At 52.1% G+C, this 18,317-nt stretch carries 17 protein-coding genes; 10 read left to right on the forward strand and 7 right to left on the reverse strand.

Annotation, left to right across the window (positions count from 1 at the left end):
* Window positions 1–27: 27 nt before the first annotated feature.
* Both HRH59_RS09945 and HRH59_RS09950 read right to left on the reverse strand, forming a co-directional pair.
* Window positions 28–1,221 carry an acyltransferase family protein gene (locus HRH59_RS09945; RefSeq protein WP_173501117.1) on the reverse strand — a complete coding sequence of 398 codons (1,194 nt, stop codon included), beginning with the start codon at window positions 1,219–1,221 and terminating at the stop codon, window positions 28–30.
* Complete coding sequence (locus HRH59_RS09950; protein ID WP_218573494.1) at window positions 1,221–3,101, reverse strand: glycoside hydrolase family 3 N-terminal domain-containing protein; 1,881 nt, start codon at window positions 3,099–3,101, stop codon at window positions 1,221–1,223. Before HRH59_RS09950 ends, HRH59_RS09945 begins: the two co-directional genes overlap by 1 nt.
* Window positions 3,102–3,273: 172 nt before the next feature.
* Here HRH59_RS09950 and HRH59_RS09955 point away from each other — a divergent pair, with 172 nt between their 5' ends.
* Genes HRH59_RS09955 through HRH59_RS09970 form a run of 4 tightly spaced genes read left to right on the forward strand, consistent with a single transcriptional unit; the run spans window position 3,274 to window position 7,814 of the window.
* Entirely contained in the window at window positions 3,274–4,839 is a 1,566-nt protein-coding gene (locus tag HRH59_RS09955) for a sodium:solute symporter (protein ID WP_173501118.1), read from the forward strand.
* Between the two features lie 2 nt (window positions 4,840–4,841).
* Entirely contained in the window at window positions 4,842–5,726 is an 885-nt protein-coding gene (locus HRH59_RS09960) for a BadF/BadG/BcrA/BcrD ATPase family protein (protein WP_173501119.1), read from the forward strand.
* On the forward strand, window positions 5,723–6,646 hold the full coding sequence (gene murQ / locus HRH59_RS09965; RefSeq protein ID WP_173501120.1) for an N-acetylmuramic acid 6-phosphate etherase: 924 nt from the start codon (window positions 5,723–5,725) through the stop codon (window positions 6,644–6,646). The genes HRH59_RS09960 and murQ overlap by 4 nt, the downstream gene beginning before the upstream one ends.
* A 4-nt stretch (window positions 6,647–6,650) precedes the next feature.
* On the forward strand, window positions 6,651–7,814 hold the full coding sequence (locus HRH59_RS09970; protein WP_173501121.1) for an exo-beta-N-acetylmuramidase NamZ family protein: 1,164 nt from the start codon (window positions 6,651–6,653) through the stop codon (window positions 7,812–7,814).
* On the opposite strand, the gene HRH59_RS09975 is transcribed toward HRH59_RS09970, so the two are convergent.
* Entirely contained in the window at window positions 7,805–8,302 is a 498-nt protein-coding gene (locus HRH59_RS09975; RefSeq protein ID WP_173501122.1) for a copper resistance protein NlpE, read from the reverse strand. The genes HRH59_RS09970 and HRH59_RS09975 overlap by 10 nt on opposite strands.
* Before the next feature lie 143 nt (window positions 8,303–8,445).
* A complete protein-coding gene (locus HRH59_RS09980) occupies window positions 8,446–9,135 on the reverse strand; it encodes a pirin family protein (protein WP_173501123.1) in 690 nt (229 codons plus the stop codon).
* Between the two features lie 168 nt (window positions 9,136–9,303).
* Here HRH59_RS09980 and HRH59_RS09985 point away from each other — a divergent pair, with 168 nt between their 5' ends.
* The 4 genes from HRH59_RS09985 (at window position 9,304) to HRH59_RS10000 (ending at window position 11,075) form a co-directional block, all read left to right on the forward strand.
* On the forward strand, window positions 9,304–9,849 hold the full coding sequence (locus HRH59_RS09985) for an NADPH-dependent FMN reductase (protein ID WP_173501124.1): 546 nt from the start codon (window positions 9,304–9,306) through the stop codon (window positions 9,847–9,849).
* A 182-nt stretch (window positions 9,850–10,031) separates the two neighbouring features.
* Window positions 10,032–10,301: a hypothetical protein gene (locus HRH59_RS09990; protein ID WP_173501125.1), complete on the forward strand. Its 270-nt coding sequence runs from the start codon at window positions 10,032–10,034 to the stop codon at window positions 10,299–10,301.
* Between the two features lie 49 nt (window positions 10,302–10,350).
* A complete protein-coding gene (locus HRH59_RS09995; RefSeq protein WP_173501126.1) occupies window positions 10,351–10,647 on the forward strand; it encodes a HigA family addiction module antitoxin in 297 nt (98 codons plus the stop codon).
* Window positions 10,648–10,811: 164 nt separating this feature from the next.
* Window positions 10,812–11,075: a DUF3297 family protein gene (locus HRH59_RS10000; RefSeq protein WP_173501127.1), complete on the forward strand. Its 264-nt coding sequence runs from the start codon at window positions 10,812–10,814 to the stop codon at window positions 11,073–11,075.
* 39 nt (window positions 11,076–11,114) lie between these two features.
* On the opposite strand, the gene HRH59_RS10005 is transcribed toward HRH59_RS10000, so the two are convergent.
* Both HRH59_RS10005 and HRH59_RS10010 read right to left on the reverse strand, forming a co-directional pair.
* Entirely contained in the window at window positions 11,115–11,447 is a 333-nt protein-coding gene (locus HRH59_RS10005) for a hypothetical protein (RefSeq protein ID WP_173501128.1), read from the reverse strand.
* 53 nt (window positions 11,448–11,500) lie between these two features.
* On the reverse strand, window positions 11,501–12,910 hold the full coding sequence (locus tag HRH59_RS10010) for a M14 family zinc carboxypeptidase (protein ID WP_231702451.1): 1,410 nt from the start codon (window positions 12,908–12,910) through the stop codon (window positions 11,501–11,503).
* A 217-nt stretch (window positions 12,911–13,127) separates the two neighbouring features.
* On the opposite strand from HRH59_RS10010, the gene HRH59_RS10015 reads away from it, so the two are divergent.
* Both HRH59_RS10015 and HRH59_RS10020 read left to right on the forward strand, forming a co-directional pair.
* Entirely contained in the window at window positions 13,128–14,516 is a 1,389-nt protein-coding gene (locus tag HRH59_RS10015) for a Na+/H+ antiporter NhaC family protein (protein WP_173501130.1), read from the forward strand.
* Window positions 14,513–15,211: a M15 family metallopeptidase gene (locus HRH59_RS10020; protein ID WP_173501131.1), complete on the forward strand. Its 699-nt coding sequence runs from the start codon at window positions 14,513–14,515 to the stop codon at window positions 15,209–15,211. Before HRH59_RS10015 ends, HRH59_RS10020 begins: the two co-directional genes overlap by 4 nt.
* A 67-nt stretch (window positions 15,212–15,278) precedes the next feature.
* Here the strand turns inward: HRH59_RS10020 and HRH59_RS10025 are convergent, their stop codons facing one another.
* The gene (locus HRH59_RS10025; protein WP_173501132.1) at window positions 15,279–18,317 is read right to left on the reverse strand and encodes an efflux RND transporter permease subunit; all 3,039 of its coding nucleotides are present in this window, start codon (window positions 18,315–18,317) and stop codon (window positions 15,279–15,281) included.

Consider the following 18,317-nt stretch of genomic DNA (forward strand, 5'->3'; position numbering starts at 1 on the left):
CAGAACAGAAAATCCTGCGCCGTAAACTCAGACTTTAAAAATATAACCGCGCTTATAGCACCAGTGCATCAGCAGGTAAGACAGCAGTAAAAAGCTTAAGGCAAACGCCAGTGAGCCGTTGTAGTCGCCAAACAGCGGCTGATACAGCGCGCTGAACAACCAGCTGTGCAGCGAAGTATCACCGACCGACAGCATCATCAGCGCGCGGGCGGCCAGCCCGGCAAACATAAAAAATAAAATGGCGTTGGCGCCGAAAACAACAAAGGGCGCACTCCAGCGCCGCCAGCGTTTTACATCGCACAGCCACAAGCAGGCAGCCAGCGCAATGGCGCAGTAACCACTGCTTAGCAGCACAAAAGATGGCGTCCACAGGCTTTTATTAATCGGTAAACTAAAATGCCACAGCTCGGCCAACCACACGGCGATGACGCCGCACAGCAGCAAACCGCGGATTTTCTGCACCAGGCTGCGCTCAGTTTGCAGCCACTGCGCTATTAATACACCACTTAAGCAACTGGCTATCGCCGGCAAGGTAGACCACAGGCCTTCCGGGTCAAAGGCAAACGGCGTAGCACTGCGGTAGTACACATGGCTGGCCCCCAACACGCTATGATCCAGCCAGGCAGCGAAGCTGTTGCCAAACAGCAACAAGCCGCTGAACTGATTAGCCTGCGCATCGGCGTACGGTAAATACCACATAGCCGCCAGATACAGTGCACACAGCCCCACCAGCCAGCCGATACGACCGCGTGTGCCGCAGTACAACACGATAAGCACGCTGAAAAAGTATACTAAACCAATGCGTTGCAACACGCCCAACCAGCGCAGCGTCAGCAATTTTTGCTCAATATAACTGTAGGCCGGGTCACGGAAATTGTAGTAAAACAGCGCTAAAAATACCCCCAGCGCAAACAGTTTAATACTGCGAATTGCGGCCTGCTTTATCACCACCGCGTTGGCGACAGCACTTTGCCGCTGCAGGCTAAGCTGCAATGACATGCCGACAATAACGATAAAAAACGGGAAAATAAGGTCGGTTAGTGTCCAGCCATGCCAGTCAGCATGACGTAACGGGCCATACACATAGCTCCAACTGCCCGGGTTATTCACCAGGATCATCGCTGTGATGGTTAAACCACGCAGTGCATCCAGCGCCAGCAAGCGGTTGCCGGGTAATACCGCTAAGATGGCATCGGCATAGCGCCGGTACAGGCTTAGCATTAGTCGTTATAGCCGGCAACGGTTACCGGCAATTTACCGCTTAAGCGGTACTGCCCCAACAGGGCCTGCGCCAGCGCTTCGTAAACCGCGTTACCGGCCGCCATCGCGGCCGGGTCCTCTGCCGTGTTATAGCCATACGCTGCCAGCACAACATCGGCATCTTGGCCATAACGGCTGATATCGTACGGAGCACGCAAGCTTAAAAATACATGCGGTTTTTGCTGTGCGTTAATTTGCGGCAGTAAGGCTTCGTACTGCAGCATTTGCCGCTGGTAGGCGGCCGCAATATTGGTTACGCCGGTTAAATCATCCATACCGCCGATATCAGCCAGGCTTTGCATCGGTGATATAAAGCCACTGATCACCACATCTGCCGCTGTAATTTGCGCTGCGGCCTGAGTTAAATCGGTTTGTTGCAGGCTTATACTGTCAATAACAAAATGGTTGTTACTATAATGCTGCAAGGCTGCCGCCAGCGCCTGCACTTTCATTTGATCCGGCATAATCAACAGCAGCTTTTTGCTGTCGCGAAGTTTAAACGGCCAGCCCGGCGTAGCGGGTTTTACCTGAGTTATTGCCGCTTTGGCCAATGCCAGTTCAGTTTGACGATGCGCGGCATTGCCCAGTGTCTGCTGCGCCTGCTGTATCTGTTTGGCCATCGACGTCTGTGCCGGCAACAGCGGATATTGCTGTTTCAATGCCACTATGCGTTGATAAGAATCTCTCAGTTCCGCTTTAGCGATCGCGCCGTTGTTTACTACTGTTTCCAGTGCATTGAGTAATGATGCCAGCGCACTCAACTCACCCGGGTGTTGCAGTTTCACCGGCATTAAGGCTATATCAGCCCCGGCGGCAAAGGTTTGCACTACCGCTTCGGTATGCGTAAAAAATTTACTGATACCGGCCATATCCAATGCATCGGTTACTATTACACCGCTGTAGCCCAGCTCTTCACGCAGCACGCCATGCAGAATTTTGCGTGACAGCGTGGCCGGTTTCAGCATGGTTTCCCCCGCTTTAGATACAAAGGTACTGCTGTCCAGCGCCGGATACTGAATATGCGCTGTCATGATCATGCCGGGCTGATGCTGCTTAATGATCTGTGCAAACGGCAGTAAATCGACATTGCGGATTTGCTCAATGCTGTGCTCTACCCGTGGCAAGCCTAAATGGCTGTCGACCTCAGTGTCGCCGTGGCCCGGAAAATGTTTCAGTGCCGCTATCATACCGCGCTGCTGCATTGCGGCGGTCATGGCACCGCCCAGCTCAGCGACCTGCTGTGCTGACTCGCCAAAAGCACGCACATTAATTACCGGGTTTTGCGGGTTTACGTTCACATCAATGGTAGGGGCAAAATTCAAATTTATGCCAAGGCTTAATAATTCATCTGCCAACACTTTGCCCACTTCGCCGGCAAAGGCAGTGCCGTGTTCCGCATAGGTGGCGCCTATGGCCATATTGCCGGCAAAAGAGGTGGCTAAACCACGCGGCAAACGGGCCACACGGCCGCCTTCCTGGTCAATACTGATAAACAACGGTAACTTAAGCGGGGCCGCAGCGGCGGCAGCTTGTAAATCACGGTTCAACTGCACAATTTGCGCAACGCTGTGCAGGTTTTCAGCAAACAGGATCACACCACCGATATCGTAATCGCGGATCAGCGCGGCCAGTTGCGGCGGCAGTTGCGTCATCGGTGTGCGACACTGGCCGTTAACCGGGGCCTGTTCGCAGTAATAGCGCAGGTCCAGCATCAGCTTTTGCCCCAACATCTGCCGTACGTTGGGTTCTTTTACCGCCGGGTTAACTGCCATAGCTACCGCCGGTAACGATAAAGCAAACACCGCCAACAGCACTGAGCAAGCACGGGTTATACATAACATACTGATCCTGAATTTTAGCAAGGCCACAGCGGCATCCTGTTATTTTGAGCTAAGCAGGCCTCAGTACAACAAAAATAATTTATTCGTTCAACATTTTTTTATATGTATAATTTACTCAGAAGGCTAAACTCTGTGTTATGTTAAGTTATTATTTTCTTGCGGGAAGCCAACAATGCAGTTAACCCTTGCCGATTGGAGCGTATTCTGCGGTTACTTTATCGTGCTGACATTTGCCGGTTGGTACTTTAACCAACGCAAAGCCGGCAGCAGCAACGACTATTTTCTTGCTGCTAACAGTATGCCGGTGTGGGTTGTGGCGATATCCGTACTGGCGACATCGCAATCTGCTGCCACCTTTCTCGGCGGGCCGGACATGGGCTTTCGCGGCAATTTAAGCTACCTGGCAACCAATATCGGTGCCTTAATCGCTACCTTTATTGTGATTAAATTTCTGCTGCCACGCTATTACCAGTTAAAAGTTACCACGGTATATGAACTGTTGGAACAGCGCTTTGGTGCCAGCGCCAAAGACCATGCCGGCAAAATGTATTTGTTCGGCCGCGTATTTGCCAGCGGCGCCAGGCTATATATGGCCGCGCTGGCTGTCGCCATGTTGCTGTTTAACAATATTGAGGCCGGCAGTGTGGTAACAGCGGTGATATTGCTGGCCTTAGTCGGGTTAGCCTGTACCGTCATGGGCGGCATCCGTTCGGTAATTTACACCGACGCCCTGCAATGCGCGGTGTACGTATTGGCTGCGTTATTAGTGCTGGGGTACCTGTATAACAGCCTGGGGCTGGATTTTGCCACTATACAACAGGCGCTGAGCAATCCGCTGCAGGGAGAATCAAAGCTGCTGCTGTTCGACTGGCGTTTAGATATCAGCTCCGGCGGCGTGTTTAATATGTGGTCGGCGTTAACCGGTTTTGTGCTGTTAAATATCGCCGCCTTTGGCTTAGACCAGGACATGACACAACGGGTGCTAACCTGCAAAGACAGCAAAGCCGGCGCCCGCGCCTTATTAAGCTCTGCACTGCTGGTTATTCCGGTAATGCTGGTGTTTATTTTAATTGGCTTTTTACTGCATATCTTTTATCAGCGTCCCGATTTGTATCAACCGCTGCAGGGTTTTGCTGACAGTGTCAGCGGGGAAAAAGTTACCGTATTTATGTATTACGTGCTGCAGGAAATGCCCTCCGGCCTGCGTGGTTTAGTGGTGGTAGGCGTGATAGCGGCGGCCTTATCCACTATTACCTCCGGCTTAAATTCTATGTCATCGGTGCTGGTAGCCGATATGTACAAGCCGTGGAAAATGCGCCGCGCCCCTGCCACCTCAGAGCTGCATTTTGTCCGCGCCGGCCAGGCCGGTATGCTGTTGACGGCCGTGGTCCTGTCAGCCATGGCTATTCTGTGTTTTTACTGGCAACAATATTCTGCCATGCCGCTACTGGCCTTTGCGCTTAGTGTAATGGTGTTTTCCTACAGTGGTTTATTAGGGGTATTTTTTACCGCCCTGTTCAGCCGCCGCGGTAACCGCTATTCCGTTACTGCCGCCTTGTTAAGTGGCTTTGCCGTGACACTGTGCATGCAACCCTATATTCTGCAGCAATTCAGCCCGACACTGGCCGCGATAGATTTAGGCTTTACCTGGCAACTTTGCCTGGGTTGCCTCGTCGCTACCCTGGTATGCCTTAGCGGCCGTCCGGCACAACTCAGCCCTGCGACAAGGGAGCAGTAATTATGTGGATCCTCACCGTTGATGGCGGCGGCAGTAAAACCGCAGCACGGCTTACCGATACCAGCACCGGCAAGCAATGGCAACAGCAGGCCGGGCCGGCATCATTAACCAATGATTTTGCCCTGGCATTGCAAAATATTATGCAATTAAGCAGCGCACTGTGCCGCGAGGCCGGTGTCGACAGCAAACAACTGCGGGTCGTCATGGGACTGGCCGGCGCCGGCAACCCGCAACAACAGCAACAGGCGCATGCGCAACTGGCGCCGCTATACCACAGCTTATTTGTTACCACCGACGCCCATACGTCGCTGTATGGCGCTAACCTCGGCCAGCCGGTACTGGTCGTCGCTCTGGGCACCGGCTCAGTTGCAATGCGTCTATTACCGGATGGCACGGAACAACAGATCGGCGGCTGGGGCTTTAATATCGGTGACGAAGCCGGTGGTGCCTGGTTGGGCAAGCTGGCGGTACGGCAATTGCTGTGGCAGGTGGATAGCCTGGACGGGATACAAAGCCCGCTGCTGCAAGCGATTGCCGGTAAAATCGGCAGCACTGCGGCACAGTTATTACCCTGGCTGAAAAGCGCGGAACCCAATGATTTCGCAGCCTTAGCGCCGCTGGTATTTCAATACCGCCGGCAATGCGCTGTGGCCGCTGAGCTGCTGCAACAACAAATCGCTGCTGTAACACAGCTTATTACACAAGGCCTGGCACATTACCGCTTACCGGTGGTATTGCTCGGCGGTCTGGCCGGCGACACTATGCCGCTGTTACCGGACGCCCTGCGGGCACAGCTGCAACCGGCACGCGGCAGTGCGCTGGACGGAGCCTTTATTCTGGCAACACAACACCACTTAACACCACACAACTGCGGAAACACGCTATGACGGATAAACAACGCGACAACCTGCTGCAGCAACTGGATAACATGAGCTCTGAAGCACGCAGCCCGGACAGTATGGACATAGATTTGCTACCCGCACTGGAAATAGTAAAGCGCATTAATGCCGCCGACCAAACCGTAGCGCACAGCGTAGCAAACTGTCTGGAGCAAGTGGCAACTGTAGCAGAACATATTGTTACCGCCTTCGCTGCCGGTGGCCGTTTGGTGTATTTAGGCGCCGGCACCAGTGGCCGGCTGGGGATTCTGGATGCGGTAGAATGCCCGCCCACTTTTAGCGTGCCATCCTCACAGGTTGTGGCACTGATAGCCGGTGGCGACGGTGCTGTGTATAAGGCAGTAGAAGGTGCCGAAGACAACCCGCAACTGGCCGTGGATGATTTACAACGCATCAGTTTAAACGCCAAAGATATTCTGGTAGGTATTGCCGCCAGCGGCCGCACGCCCTACGTATTGGGCGGCCTGGCGTATGCCCGCAGTATCGGCTGCGTAACCGCGGCTATCAGCTGCAACGCTAATGCGCCTATTCTCAGTGCTGCCGATATCGGTATCTGTGCTGAAGTAGGCCCGGAAGTACTTACCGGTTCAACGCGCATGAAAGCCGGCAGCGCACAAAAACTGATTTTAAATATGCTGACCACCACGGCCATGATCAGAAGTGGCAAGGTATACCAGAACCTGATGGTCGATTTACACGCCAGCAATGAAAAACTGGTCGCCCGCGCCGTGCGCATTGTGATGCAAGCCACCGATTGCGATGCCGACAGTGCACAGCAGGCACTGCATGCCGCCGGCATGAATGCCAAACTGGCGATTTTGCATTTACTCAGCGGCCAGAGCATCGCGCACTGCAAGCAGCAGTTGGCGCAGCAGCAGGGCTTTATCCGCAAAGTATTGGAAGCCTGACACTATGCGTTACATATTGTTATGCTGCATTTACCTGGCGTTGCTGTCGGGCTGCCAACAGCCTGCTACTACGCCGGCGCTGCAAACCGGCGCAGAGCAAACTGCCCTGTACCTGCCGCTGTTAGCCGGTAAGCGGGTAGGCTTGCTGGTAAATCAAACGTCGATGGTGGGTGAGCAACATCTGGTAGATCTGTTGCTGGCCAACGGCGTTAATGTGGTGAGTATTTTTGCGCCCGAGCATGGCTTTCGCGGCGATCATGACGCCGGTGCCAGCGTAAAATCAGGCATCGACAGCAAAACCGGCCTGCCGCTCTGGTCATTGTATGGCGCCAATAAGCAGCCTGCCGCAGAGCAAATGCAGCAACTGGATGTGGTTATTTTTGATATTCAGGATGTAGGCGTACGTTACTACACCTACATCAGCTCCATGCACTATATGATGCAGGCTGCTGCAACTCACGGCGTCAGCATGCTGGTACTGGACCGCCCTAACCCGAACGGTGCCTATGTCGACGGCCCGGTACTGGATATGAAATTCCAATCTTTTGTTGGCATGCATCCTATTCCGCTGCTGCACGGCATGACAGTAGGCGAGCTGGCGCAAATGATTAAAGGCGAAGGCTGGATAAACAATGCTGAGCAACTGCAGCTGAGTGTAGTGCCGCTAAGCGGTTATCAGCGCAGCCAGCCGTATTCACTGCCGGTAAAACCCAGCCCTAACTTACCCAATGCTCAGGCGGTGGCACTGTATCCGTCACTGGGCTTTTTTGAAGCCACGCCGCTTAGTGTCGGCCGTGGTACAACTTTTCCGTTTCAGGTTATCGGCTATGACAAGTTCAGCACGGGTAATTTTCAGTTTATGCCGGTATCGACACCGGGCGCCGCCTTAACGCCGCCGTTAATGGATAAAGTGCTGCTGGGTGAAGATTTACGCCAGGTAAAAGCACAGGGGCTGAGCCTGCAATACCTGCTGCGTTGGCAGGTGTTATTTAAGGCGCAGGGCGAGACATTGTTTAGTTCAGCCGGTTTTATGGATAAATTGGCCGGCACCGACCGGTTGCGCCTGCAGATAGAGCAAGGGTTAAGCGAAAGTGAGATCCGTGCCGGCTGGCAGGCAGAACTGAAACAGTTCCGCCGCCAACGTCAACCTTATTTGCTTTATCCCTGATTAGCTGCAGGTACCGATGGTTCCTGCTTGCTCAGGCTATAGCGCGCTGCCAACTCACCTGCTATGCGTTTGCCTTGTTGATCCAACATAAACAGCCGGTTTTCCCCAACAAAGAACTGCACCGGCTGATCCGCCTCCAGCAATACCGTATTACCGGCTTCATTCCAGTTAAACTTACCGCTGCTGTTAAACTGTTGATCTGACTTACCGATATACACCTGGCTCAGCTGATAACTGCCATCGCCACTTAACACCACAGTGGTACTGATACCCTCGCAGTCGGCACAGGGCAACATGCCCTGGTACGTACCGGCCCAATCCAGGCTGATACGCGCATTGTGTTCACTATCGGCCATAGCGCCGCCGGTATTTGCCGGTGCAGCATCAGCAGTCGGGGTGTTAGCCGGCACTTTGCCTGGCGTAGTGTTGTCACAAGCGGCCAACAGCAGTAATGCGGTTACGGCCATAATACTTAAACGGGTGTTCATGTTTTGTCTCCTTAGCGCAATTTACCGCCGGTAAGGCTGCAGTTGCAGCGCCAGCCGGCAGTATCTGATTGCTATACTGGTGTGCAGTGGCTTTATAGCAGCTGAATAACAGCGGCCACGGCTTAGCAGCAAGACAACTGCCGTTATGGCAAATCAAAAATCAACGCTTTGGCCGCCGTGCCGGCTGTTAATGTCAGCGCGGTTTCATTGCTGATTTTTATGCCATCACCCGGCTGCAATTGATTGCCGGCTACGTCCAGCTCACCGCTGATCAAGTGAATATACAGTTTACGACCGGCTGCAATGCTATATGTCTGTTGCTGTGCCTGTGGCAGCAGCAACTGATACAGCAACGCATCCTGGCGCAGCGTTAAACTGCCGTCGCGGCCATCCGGCGACAATATCAAGGTTAAGCCGTCGCGCTGGCCAAAGTCTTTTTGCTGATAACCCGGCTCGCCACCCTGTTGGTTCGGCTGCAGCCAAATTTGCAAAAAGGTCAGCTCATCCTGCTCACTGGCATTAAACTCGCTGTGGTAAATACCGCGACCGGCACTCATTAACTGAAACTCACCCGCAGGTAATATCTCGGTATTGCCGGCTGAGTCTTTATGGGCAATTTTGCCGCTCAGCACCAGGCTTAAAATTTCCATATCTTTATGGCCGTGGGTATCAAAGCCGGCACCCGGCGCGACTCTGTCATCGTTAATCACCCGCAGCGCCGAAAAGCCCATTTGCGCCGGATCATAGTAGCTGGCAAAGGAAAAAGTATGGCGGCTTTGTAACCAACCAAAATCGGCTTTACCGCGATCTGCTGCATATCTGATATCAAACATCTGGTTGCTCCTGAATTAAGTTCACATTACGCAGGCAGCATAGCGCCGGCGTTACAGCAGAAAAAGCGGAATAATTTGCGCTCAATATTCAAATAATTTGAACCAATGATAAATGCCACGACCTCAACTACACTGAACAGTCTTTTCAAGCAAACCACGGAGCAAACAATGAGCATTAATGTACTGGCCATCTGCGGCAGCTTACGCGCTAAATCGACCAACCGCGGCCTGCTGCGCTATGCGCAGGCCCATGCGCCGGATGGCATGAAAATTCACCAGGCTGATCTGTTAGAAGTGCCGTTTTATAATGCCGATTTGGCCGAAAAGCCGGCGGCGGTAAAGCAATTGCTGAAGCAAATGGCAGAAGCCGATGCGCTGATATTCGGCTGTCCGGAATATAACTACTCGCTGGCACCGGCACTGAAAAACGCCCTGGACTGGGCTTCGCGTGAACCCGACAACCACCTGCTTACCGGCAAACCGGTAGCCATTATGGGTGCCGGCGGCGGCATGGGTACCAGCCGTGCCCAGTATCATCTGCGCCAGGTATGTGTATTTTTAAACCTGCACCCGCTAAACCAGCCGGAAGTGTTTGCCAATGCCTTTACCGGCAGCTTTGACACCGACGGCAATTTAATTGACGAGAAAATCCAAGGCATGGTGCGCAAGCAGCTGGATGCACTGGCAAAGTGGCAACAACAACTGAGCCGTTAGCCTGCGACCAAACCGCCAAGGCTGCATGGATATAAAGACGTTCCTGCCAGTTGTCATGCAGCTGAAATCAATGCGCATCAAGCATTGCATAATGCGCAATGCGCATATACACTAACCATCAATAAACCGGATATCCGTTAACCAAGAGCTCCGGTTGACTTAACAGCCAAAGGCGTAGCGCAATGGATCTATTCATTGATGACTCTTTTGAGGGTGTACTGTTTAGCTTACCTACTCCTGCGGTGGAATCAGTTTTACGGATTTTGGAACAGATCGAGAATTATCCGACCATGTCCAGTCTGATGAAATCGTTGGACGGTGACTTGGAAGCAGCAACAGCAGAGGGGTTCACCTTTTTAATCCGTGATAATTTTCAGGCAGTTCTTGGTTGTTTGAAAGTTAGTCTGGATGACGATGGTGACATCCATGCTGAAATAACACTATTCAGCTAAATGTAACGATAGTTTGATGCCTGCAAACGCAACAATAACGGAGGAAAATATGAAACATAAACTCAACCTGACGTCGCTGATGGATAAAGCAGGAATAGAGCCGTTATCAGCAGGCGCTTATCTGGCAAAACATCTGGAGAAGCTCGAATTGTCAGCCAGTAAAGCAGCAGCGAAAATGGATTGTTCACAATCTACTGTTTCAAGATTAATTAAAGGTGATTCTGATTTAACAGTGGATATGGCTGTTCGTATCAGCAGAACTTTTGACATCCCGGTAGATGCGTTATTTAACTATGATGCGCATTATAAAACATGGATTGCTAAGAAACGGTTGCAAGCTGCGTAAAAGCAATAGCCAAAGTCAGATTGTGCGGATTAGCAAAAGATGTCACAGGTAAAGATGATTTTCTGCCCTGCTGTGCGTTTTTGTTTGTTTCTTGCCACCGCACTTGAGCAGCATGCCGGCTTTGCCTACAATGATGCACGTTTTATTTATTACAGAGCTAAGCCATGAACGACACAACAAAAAACGACACTGCCGCACGCCCGGCGTTACCGGATCGCCTTTCTGTTAACCCGCGCAGCCCGCACTATGTGGCAGAAATTTTCGAACACGATATTGGTATTAAACTAAACGGCAAAGAGCGGTTTGATGTGGAAGAATATTGCATCAGCGAAGGTTGGGTGAAAGCGGCCGCGCCTAAAGCGCTGGACCGCCGTGGCCAGCCATTGTTAATGACCGTAAAAGGTACTGTTGAAGCGTTTTACCGTTAAAACGCTTTGATGCAGCCGCCGCGGTAAGCTGACAGCCGCTTAGTTCTGCGGCTGCTCTTCTGCCTCAGGCTGCTCTATCTCATCAGCTTGAGCTTTCCCGGCAGTGGCAACACATTGCCAACCCCAGCCACGCTGTTTTTCGGCAAACTGTGCCGCTTTATCTTCACAGTAACCGGCTTCTGTGCTGGCGCGCCACAATACCCGGGTTTCACCGTCTTTGGTGTACTGTACTTCGCACGGTAGTTCTGTACCTTGCGGATAAGCGACTTCGATTACCCGTACCGCTTCGCCTGATTGGCAATGTATTACCTGGTTGCCCGCTGCCAGCAGCGAAAATGGCAGTACCGTTAGCAACAATGCAGCAAATTTCATGTTGTTCTCCAAAGTGTTAGTGTAAAGCTTGCTCAGTATAGCAAACATTTTTGCTACTGCAGCTTACCGCTGCTGAGCGCCAGCAGTTGGCCGTTTAATACCGCTATTTGCACACCTTTGTCGTTCACCAGTAAAAAGGTGGCGGCGCGGTGTCTGGCCGGTGTTGCTCCGGCTAATCCTTGCGGATTAACCAGCAGCGGCAAATCGCTGTGGTTGGTTAATAAGCTTTTGTCACCACTGAAGTGGCTGTAGCCTTCGCGCAGCAGTGCCAGGTAGCCGGCGTTATCCAGCGTTAACGGCTTGCTTAGCGGGTAGGCTTTGGGTGCGCGGTATTCAAGGCCTGTAGCGTCGAACTGATGGTAACTGCCGTATATAGACAAATCACCGATATCACGGATACGTGCATGGCGGCTGCCGTCGATATCCAGATCCAGCGCCAGGTCAATCAGTGCATTATGGCCATTTACTTTCAGCGTAATGTTGTCGATAAGCACATCTTTAATACCGCCGTCACGGTTAAAGGGTATGGTCTGATAGGCGCTGAGTGGCTGCTGCTGATAAGCGCCACTGCCAATACTTTCAATGCTCATCAGCAGTAACTGCGTATTGAGCTGCCGTGCGACCTGGCGGGTATCATCAACCGGGTAGCCGCCGGATTCAATCAGCACGGTGCTGATCCCCATACCGGCGAAGGTGTCGCCAAAGGAGCGCCAGGAGAAGGTATCATCGTATTTGGCCAGATGGCCCGGCAGTTCGCGGGCCAGCAAATCAGCCATATCACCAATCAACTGCATGGCTTTTTTGCGCGCGGCATCGATATCTTTTGCGTCATTAAATGCCGGCGCCAGCAGTGAAATAGTCGCCGGCTTGTTGCTGTCCCCCACCGCGTAGAACCTGTTTTGGTCGTGCAGGTTTAAGCCAAAATCCGGTTTAAATGCTTTGGCCACCTGCATCAGCACACGGCCTTCCGGCGTCTGCAAGGCTTTGGCGTCGCGGTTAATATCAATACCCATGCTGTTAAAACGTGAGCCGGCCAAGGCGCCATCGGGGTTTACCATTGGCAGCAGCCGCAGCGTTACCTTGCTTAACCACTGTGCGCGCCAGTTGCTGTTTTGCTCTGCGGCAATAAAGTTCAGTAAGTCCATCAGCGCAGCGGTTGCGGTAGACTCATCGCCGTGCATCTGCGACCAGGCCAGTATTTTTACCGGTCCGCTACCAATATCAATTTGCCATATAGGCGTGCCCTGCGCCGACTCACCGGCTTGCGCAAAGCGGAATAGCGGATTTTGCTGATGCTGTGCCAGCAGCGGTGCAATATCGCTATGCACCAGTTGTTGTTTATCCAGCCCCGCTTGTTTGAACTCATTGTACTGCTGTGCTGATAAACTGCTGAATGTCATTGCTTGTACCACCGTGGTTAAACTGAATAACGCGGCCAGAAGCCAGATTACTATGCGCGGCATATTACACCTGTAACGTAACATCTTGTGTGGCTAAGCATGGCGCAGTTTTGTTAACAAAAGCAAGTTATCTGCCAACGGTCAAACCTATTGCAAGCCACATCCGCCGCAAGCACCGTTTTATCGCAAAAGCCACAGCAAGGCTTGCGGGCCAACCGGACAACCGGTATAAATTATTCAGCAGCAACGCAAATCACAATAATAATAACAGGAGGCCATTTTGGCTGATTGGTTAACTTTAGTTCCGGCGCTGGTCGCCATTATCGTTGTACTGTGGCGTAAAGAAGTGATCCTCGCGCTGTTGCTATCATTGTGCAGTGCCGAATTACTGATTTTTATGCAGGCCGGTGGCGCAGGCCCCGGGTTATTGCTCGATGGCAGTATTCAGACGCTGGAACGTATTGTCGCGGTAACCAAAGATGGCGATAACGCCCGCATTTTAATGTTCTCTTTGTTGGTCGGTGGCTTGCTGGCTTATATGCGTGACTCCGGTGGCGTGTCGGCTACAGTGAAAATGCTGGTAGAAAAAGGCATTGCCAAAACGCCGCGTCAGGCCGGCTTACTCACCTTCTTTATCAGTTCGGTGACCTTTATCGAGTCTAACCTCAGCTCACTTACCGCCGGTATCAGCTCGCGTGGCTTGTTCGACAAGTTTAAGATGAGCCGTGCACGGCTGGCTTACATTATCGACAGTACCAGTGCGCCGATTTGTATTATTATTCTGCTAAACGGCTGGGGTGCTTATATCCTCGGCCTGCTCAGCACCTATTCGCTGGGCGATAACGCGGTAAGCGTGTTAATTGGCACTATACCACTGAATTTTTATGCGCTGTTTACCCTGACAGTGGTGCTGTACACCATTATTACCGGCAAGGTGTATGGCCCGATGCGTAAATCCGAGCAAGAGCTGCACACACTGGCAGCGCATAGCGAAATTGATGTTAAACCCAGCCACCCGTCTTTTATGCTGGTACCGCTGCTTACGCTGGTGGCGTCGATGCTGGGCTTTATGCTGATGACCGGTAACGGCCGGCTGGTGTCGGGCTCTGGCTCTCAGTCGGTACTGTACGCCACTACGCTGGCCTGTTTGGTGGCTTATTGCATGATGTTGTTCAGCAAACGCTTTAAGCATCAGCAATTGGTGGATATCGGCTTTAAAGGCATGAGCGAGCTGCTGCCATTGGTTACCATAGTGTTGTTGTCGCTGGCACTGGGCAGCAGTTTAAAACTACTGGGCACCGGTACTTTTATTGCGTCTATTGTTAACGACAGTCTGCCGCTGGTACTGATCCCATGTCTGCTGTTTCTGGCCGGCGGGTTAATTTCGTTTACCACCGGCACCAGTTGGGGCACCTTTGCCATTTTAATCCCCATCGGCATGCCGATGGTAGAGCTGCTCGGCCTGCCGCCATCGCTGGTGCTGGCGGCCATTTTAAGCGGCGGGGTGTTTGGCGATCACTGCTCACCCATCTCCGACAGCACAGCGGTAAGCTCGGTAGCCTCCGGCTGCGACTTACTCGAACACGTGAAAACCCAGCTGCCGTATGCACTGTTTTGCGGTGTACTGGCATTGTTAGCCTTCTTACTGGCCGGAGTGGTTATGATATGAAAACACTCTCGCTCACTGCGTTACTGCTAACCGGCTGCGCCACAATCTTGCCGACACCGGTGACACAACCACAATCTGAAGTACCGGCCGACTTTCTTGATATTGCCACCCTGGTGCCGCAGGCACAGGTACGTATGGCCTACCTTGGCAGCAATAACTTTGTTGGTACTAAGGTAGACGGCTACGAAGCCAATAAATGCTACCTGCAGCAATCGGCCGCGCAGGCACTGGTGCAGGTGCAGCAAGCCGCTGAGGCTAAAGGCTACACACTGTGGATATTTGACTGCTACCGGCCACAACGGGCGGTAAACCACTTTATGCGCTGGGCCGGTGACTTAAACGATACCGCCACTAAAGCGCGGTATTACCCCAATCTGGATAAAGATAAACTGGTGGGTGAATATATTGCTGAAAAATCCGGCCACAGCCGTGGCAGCACCATAGATTTAACCCTGGCAGCGAAAGATAACAGCGGCAACTGGCGGCCAATTGATATGGGCTCAGCCTTTGATATGTTTGACCCGATATCTAATGTGGGGGCAGCGGGCATCAGCGCTGCGCAGCAGGCCAACCGGCAATTGCTGGAAGACCTGATGCAGGCGGCGGGATTTAAAGTATATAGCATGGAGTGGTGGCACTTTACCCACCAGCCGCCGGTATACACCGACCGCTATTTTGATTTTATTGTGCAATAACCGCCGACAGCGGCTAAAGCAAAGCCACCCGCAGGTGGCTTTGCTATGTTAGCGGGTCTGGCTGTTATTACTGGCTGCGAATACGGAACACTATCGCATAAAGCAGCGGTACCGCCACCAGCGTCAGTATGGTGGCAAACGCCAGACCGCCCATAATGGTAACAGCCATACTATTAAAGAACGCATCCCACAGCAGTGGCAGCATACCTAAAATAGTGGTCAGTGCCGCCAGAATTACCGGCCGGATCCGGCTCATGCTGGCCTGCACTATGGCCTGAATTTTATCCGGCACTTGTTGTATTTGCAGGTCAATTTCATCTACCAGCACGATAGCGTTTTTCATCAACATACCCGACAAGCTTAAAAAGCCCAGTAACGACGTAAAACCAAATGGCAAGCCAGACAACATTAAGCCAGCCGTAACACCACAAATAGACATCGGTACAATTAACCAGATCACCAACGGTTGCTTTAACGAGCCAAACAACAAAATACTGATAATTAGCATCACAATAAAGCTGAGCGGTAATTGCCCGGCCAACGAAGCCTGCGCCTCGGCTGAGCTTTCATATTCGCCGCCCCAGCTTAGTTTATATCCTGCGGGCAACGGCAATTGCTCTATACTGGCCCGAACTTGCTTTAACGCTTGATCGGCAGTTACGCCTGTTACCGGTTCAGCTTCGACCGTAAGGGTCCGCACCCGGTTGCGGCGCTGGATCTTTGCTTCTTCGGTTTGCGTAATCAGGCCATCTATCACCTGGGTGATCGGGACATAAGTATTGTCTGCGGCGCTCCAGATCATCCGGTCATTTAAACGGTCTACATCAAAACGCTCGCTGGCAGGTGGCCGCACCACTATCGGGATCTGCCGGTCGTTTTCACGGTACACACCACTTTGCATGCCGCTGCTGGCAAATTGTAACGCTTGCGCCAGATCTGTACGGCTAACCCCGGCAACTCTGGCCCGCTCTTCGTTGAAATCGGGCGCTATCACCACCTCGCGCTGGCGCCAGTTCTGCCTGACATCTGTAATATTGCTGTTTTCACGCATAATGTTAGCAATTTGCCGGCCCAACTGCCGCAGTACTGCTTCGTCGGCACCCGACACTCTGGCTTGCAACTTGGCACCAGAGCCCGGACCAAACATCAATTGCTCAGTATAAATTTCAGCGTCCGGCAGTTGTGCCGGTAAATGTTGTCTTAAGCGTTGCATCAGCAACGGAATATCGTCGCGCTGTTGGGTGCGGATAATCATCTGGCCATAAGCCGCACTTGGCTGCTCCGGCGCGTAAGTCAGCATAAAACGGCTGGCGCCACCGCCGATAAAACTGCTCACCGACACTACTTCAGGCTGCTGCTGCACAAATTGTTCAATTTGCGCGATATCACGCGATGTCGCATTAATATCCGAGCCCTGCGGTAAATGATAATTTAAATAGAAAATGGGCGTATTCGAAGCAGGAAAAAATACCTGCTTAAGCTGACCAAAACCAATAACACTACTGACAGTAAACGCCACCAACAGACTTAATGTTAGTAGCCGGTGTTTTAACACCAACCGGAGCAAGTCGGCATAACGCTGATAAAAGCCGGCGGCATAAGGGTCGGTATCAGCGTTTGTCGCGTTAACTTTAAACAAATAATGGCCAAACAGCGGTGTGACCGTAATGGCCAATACCCAACTTAACAACAGCGATATGCCGATCACCGCAAACAGCGAGAATAAAAACTCACCGGTGGCATCCGGCGACAAACCTATACCGGCAAAGGCCATAATACCAATCACGGTAGCACCTAACAGCGGAATTTGTGTCCGCGCCGCAGCCTCACCGGCTGCCTGGCGTGAACGCATTCCACGCTGCATATTGATCAACATAGTTTCTGCCACAACAATGGCGTTATCGACCAGCATACCCATGGCAATAATTAGCGCACCAAGTGAAATCCGCTCCATTTCAATTTGCCACAGCCGCATAAAGAACACAGTACCCAGTACTGTGAGTAATAAGGTAACACCAACGACAATACCAACCCGCCAACCCATTGCCACACATAGTACGGCAATCACGATAACCACCGATAACAGCAGATTGACAATAAAATCATTAATCGACTGATCAACCACAATATGCTGCTGATACACCGGATGCAGGGTGACACCAAGCGGGATCTGCTGCTGCAAACCGGCAAGATGTTTATCTACCGCATTGCCCACGTCAACAATATTGGCATCGCTCTGGCCTGCCACCGCCAGCGTAAATGCCGGTTCGCCGTTAAAGCGGATCAACATGGATGGCGTTTCTGCTCTTTCACGACTGACAGTAGCAACATCAAAGATACTCAGTTGCTCGGTAGATCCCGGGTTACCAATACGGACATTTTCAATCGCCTTTACGGAATCGAGGCCGGGCCGGCTCACCAGCCGTATTCTTTTGTCATCAACCTGCAGCGAGCCTGCGGCTGTTACAGTATTTTCTGATTGCAGAGTGTCAACGATTGACTGCGGCGATAAGCCAAGGCCAAGCATGCGCTGATGCGAAATTTCAACATAGATAGCTTCTTCCGGCTCACCGGCGGTTTGCACTTTCGCTACGCCAGGTACAGTAAGCATTTCGCGGCGCAAAAACGTCGCTAATTCCAATAGCTCCCGGTCGCTGTATCCCCCGGCCGTGACGGCATAAAAAATACCGAAAACATCGCCAAAATCATCATTCACCACAGATTGTTGTGCACCTGATGGCAAACTTGTCCGGGCATCGTTAACTTTACGGCGCAATTCATCCCAAATTTGCGGCATGGCGCTACCGTCGTATCTGTCTTGTATCTCTACCCGAATTTCCGACATGCCCGGCATCGATTTAGACGTAACACGCTTTAACTGCGGTAACTGCTGGATAGCCGACTCCAGCTTTTCAGTGACTTCAGTTTCCACCTCAGCAGCAGTCGCGCCGGGGTAAGCTGTCATAACGATGGCTTCTTTTAACGTAAAGGATGGGTCTTCCAAACGGCCAATAGTGATTAACGCCCATAAACCACCAAGCAAACACAACATGATCAGCAGCCAGGTATTTACCTGTTTATCAATCGCATAACTGGCAATTCGCAT

The sequence above is a fragment of the Rheinheimera lutimaris genome, assembly GCF_013283795.1.
Lineage (GTDB): Bacteria > Pseudomonadota > Gammaproteobacteria > Enterobacterales > Alteromonadaceae > Alishewanella > Alishewanella lutimaris.

Coding starts and splice junctions, on each gene's coding strand:
- HRH59_RS09945 (WP_173501117.1), bottom strand. CDS start 1,221: ATGCTAAGCCTGTACCGGCGCTATGCCGATGCCATCTTAGCGGTATTA.
- HRH59_RS09950 (WP_218573494.1), bottom strand. CDS start 3,101: ATGTTATGTATAACCCGTGCTTGCTCAGTGCTGTTGGCGGTGTTTGCT.
- HRH59_RS09955 (WP_173501118.1), top strand. CDS start 3,274: ATGCAGTTAACCCTTGCCGATTGGAGCGTATTCTGCGGTTACTTTATC.
- HRH59_RS09960 (WP_173501119.1), top strand. CDS start 4,842: ATGTGGATCCTCACCGTTGATGGCGGCGGCAGTAAAACCGCAGCACGG.
- murQ (WP_173501120.1), top strand. CDS start 5,723: ATGACGGATAAACAACGCGACAACCTGCTGCAGCAACTGGATAACATG.
- HRH59_RS09970 (WP_173501121.1), top strand. CDS start 6,651: ATGCGTTACATATTGTTATGCTGCATTTACCTGGCGTTGCTGTCGGGC.
- HRH59_RS09975 (WP_173501122.1), bottom strand. CDS start 8,302: ATGAACACCCGTTTAAGTATTATGGCCGTAACCGCATTACTGCTGTTG.
- HRH59_RS09980 (WP_173501123.1), bottom strand. CDS start 9,135: ATGTTTGATATCAGATATGCAGCAGATCGCGGTAAAGCCGATTTTGGT.
- HRH59_RS09985 (WP_173501124.1), top strand. CDS start 9,304: ATGAGCATTAATGTACTGGCCATCTGCGGCAGCTTACGCGCTAAATCG.
- HRH59_RS09990 (WP_173501125.1), top strand. CDS start 10,032: ATGGATCTATTCATTGATGACTCTTTTGAGGGTGTACTGTTTAGCTTA.
- HRH59_RS09995 (WP_173501126.1), top strand. CDS start 10,351: ATGAAACATAAACTCAACCTGACGTCGCTGATGGATAAAGCAGGAATA.
- HRH59_RS10000 (WP_173501127.1), top strand. CDS start 10,812: ATGAACGACACAACAAAAAACGACACTGCCGCACGCCCGGCGTTACCG.
- HRH59_RS10005 (WP_173501128.1), bottom strand. CDS start 11,447: ATGAAATTTGCTGCATTGTTGCTAACGGTACTGCCATTTTCGCTGCTG.
- HRH59_RS10010 (WP_231702451.1), bottom strand. CDS start 12,910: ATGCCGCGCATAGTAATCTGGCTTCTGGCCGCGTTATTCAGTTTAACC.
- HRH59_RS10020 (WP_173501131.1), top strand. CDS start 14,513: ATGAAAACACTCTCGCTCACTGCGTTACTGCTAACCGGCTGCGCCACA.
- HRH59_RS10025 (WP_173501132.1), bottom strand. CDS start 18,317: ATGCGAATTGCCAGTTATGCGATTGATAAACAGGTAAATACCTGGCTG.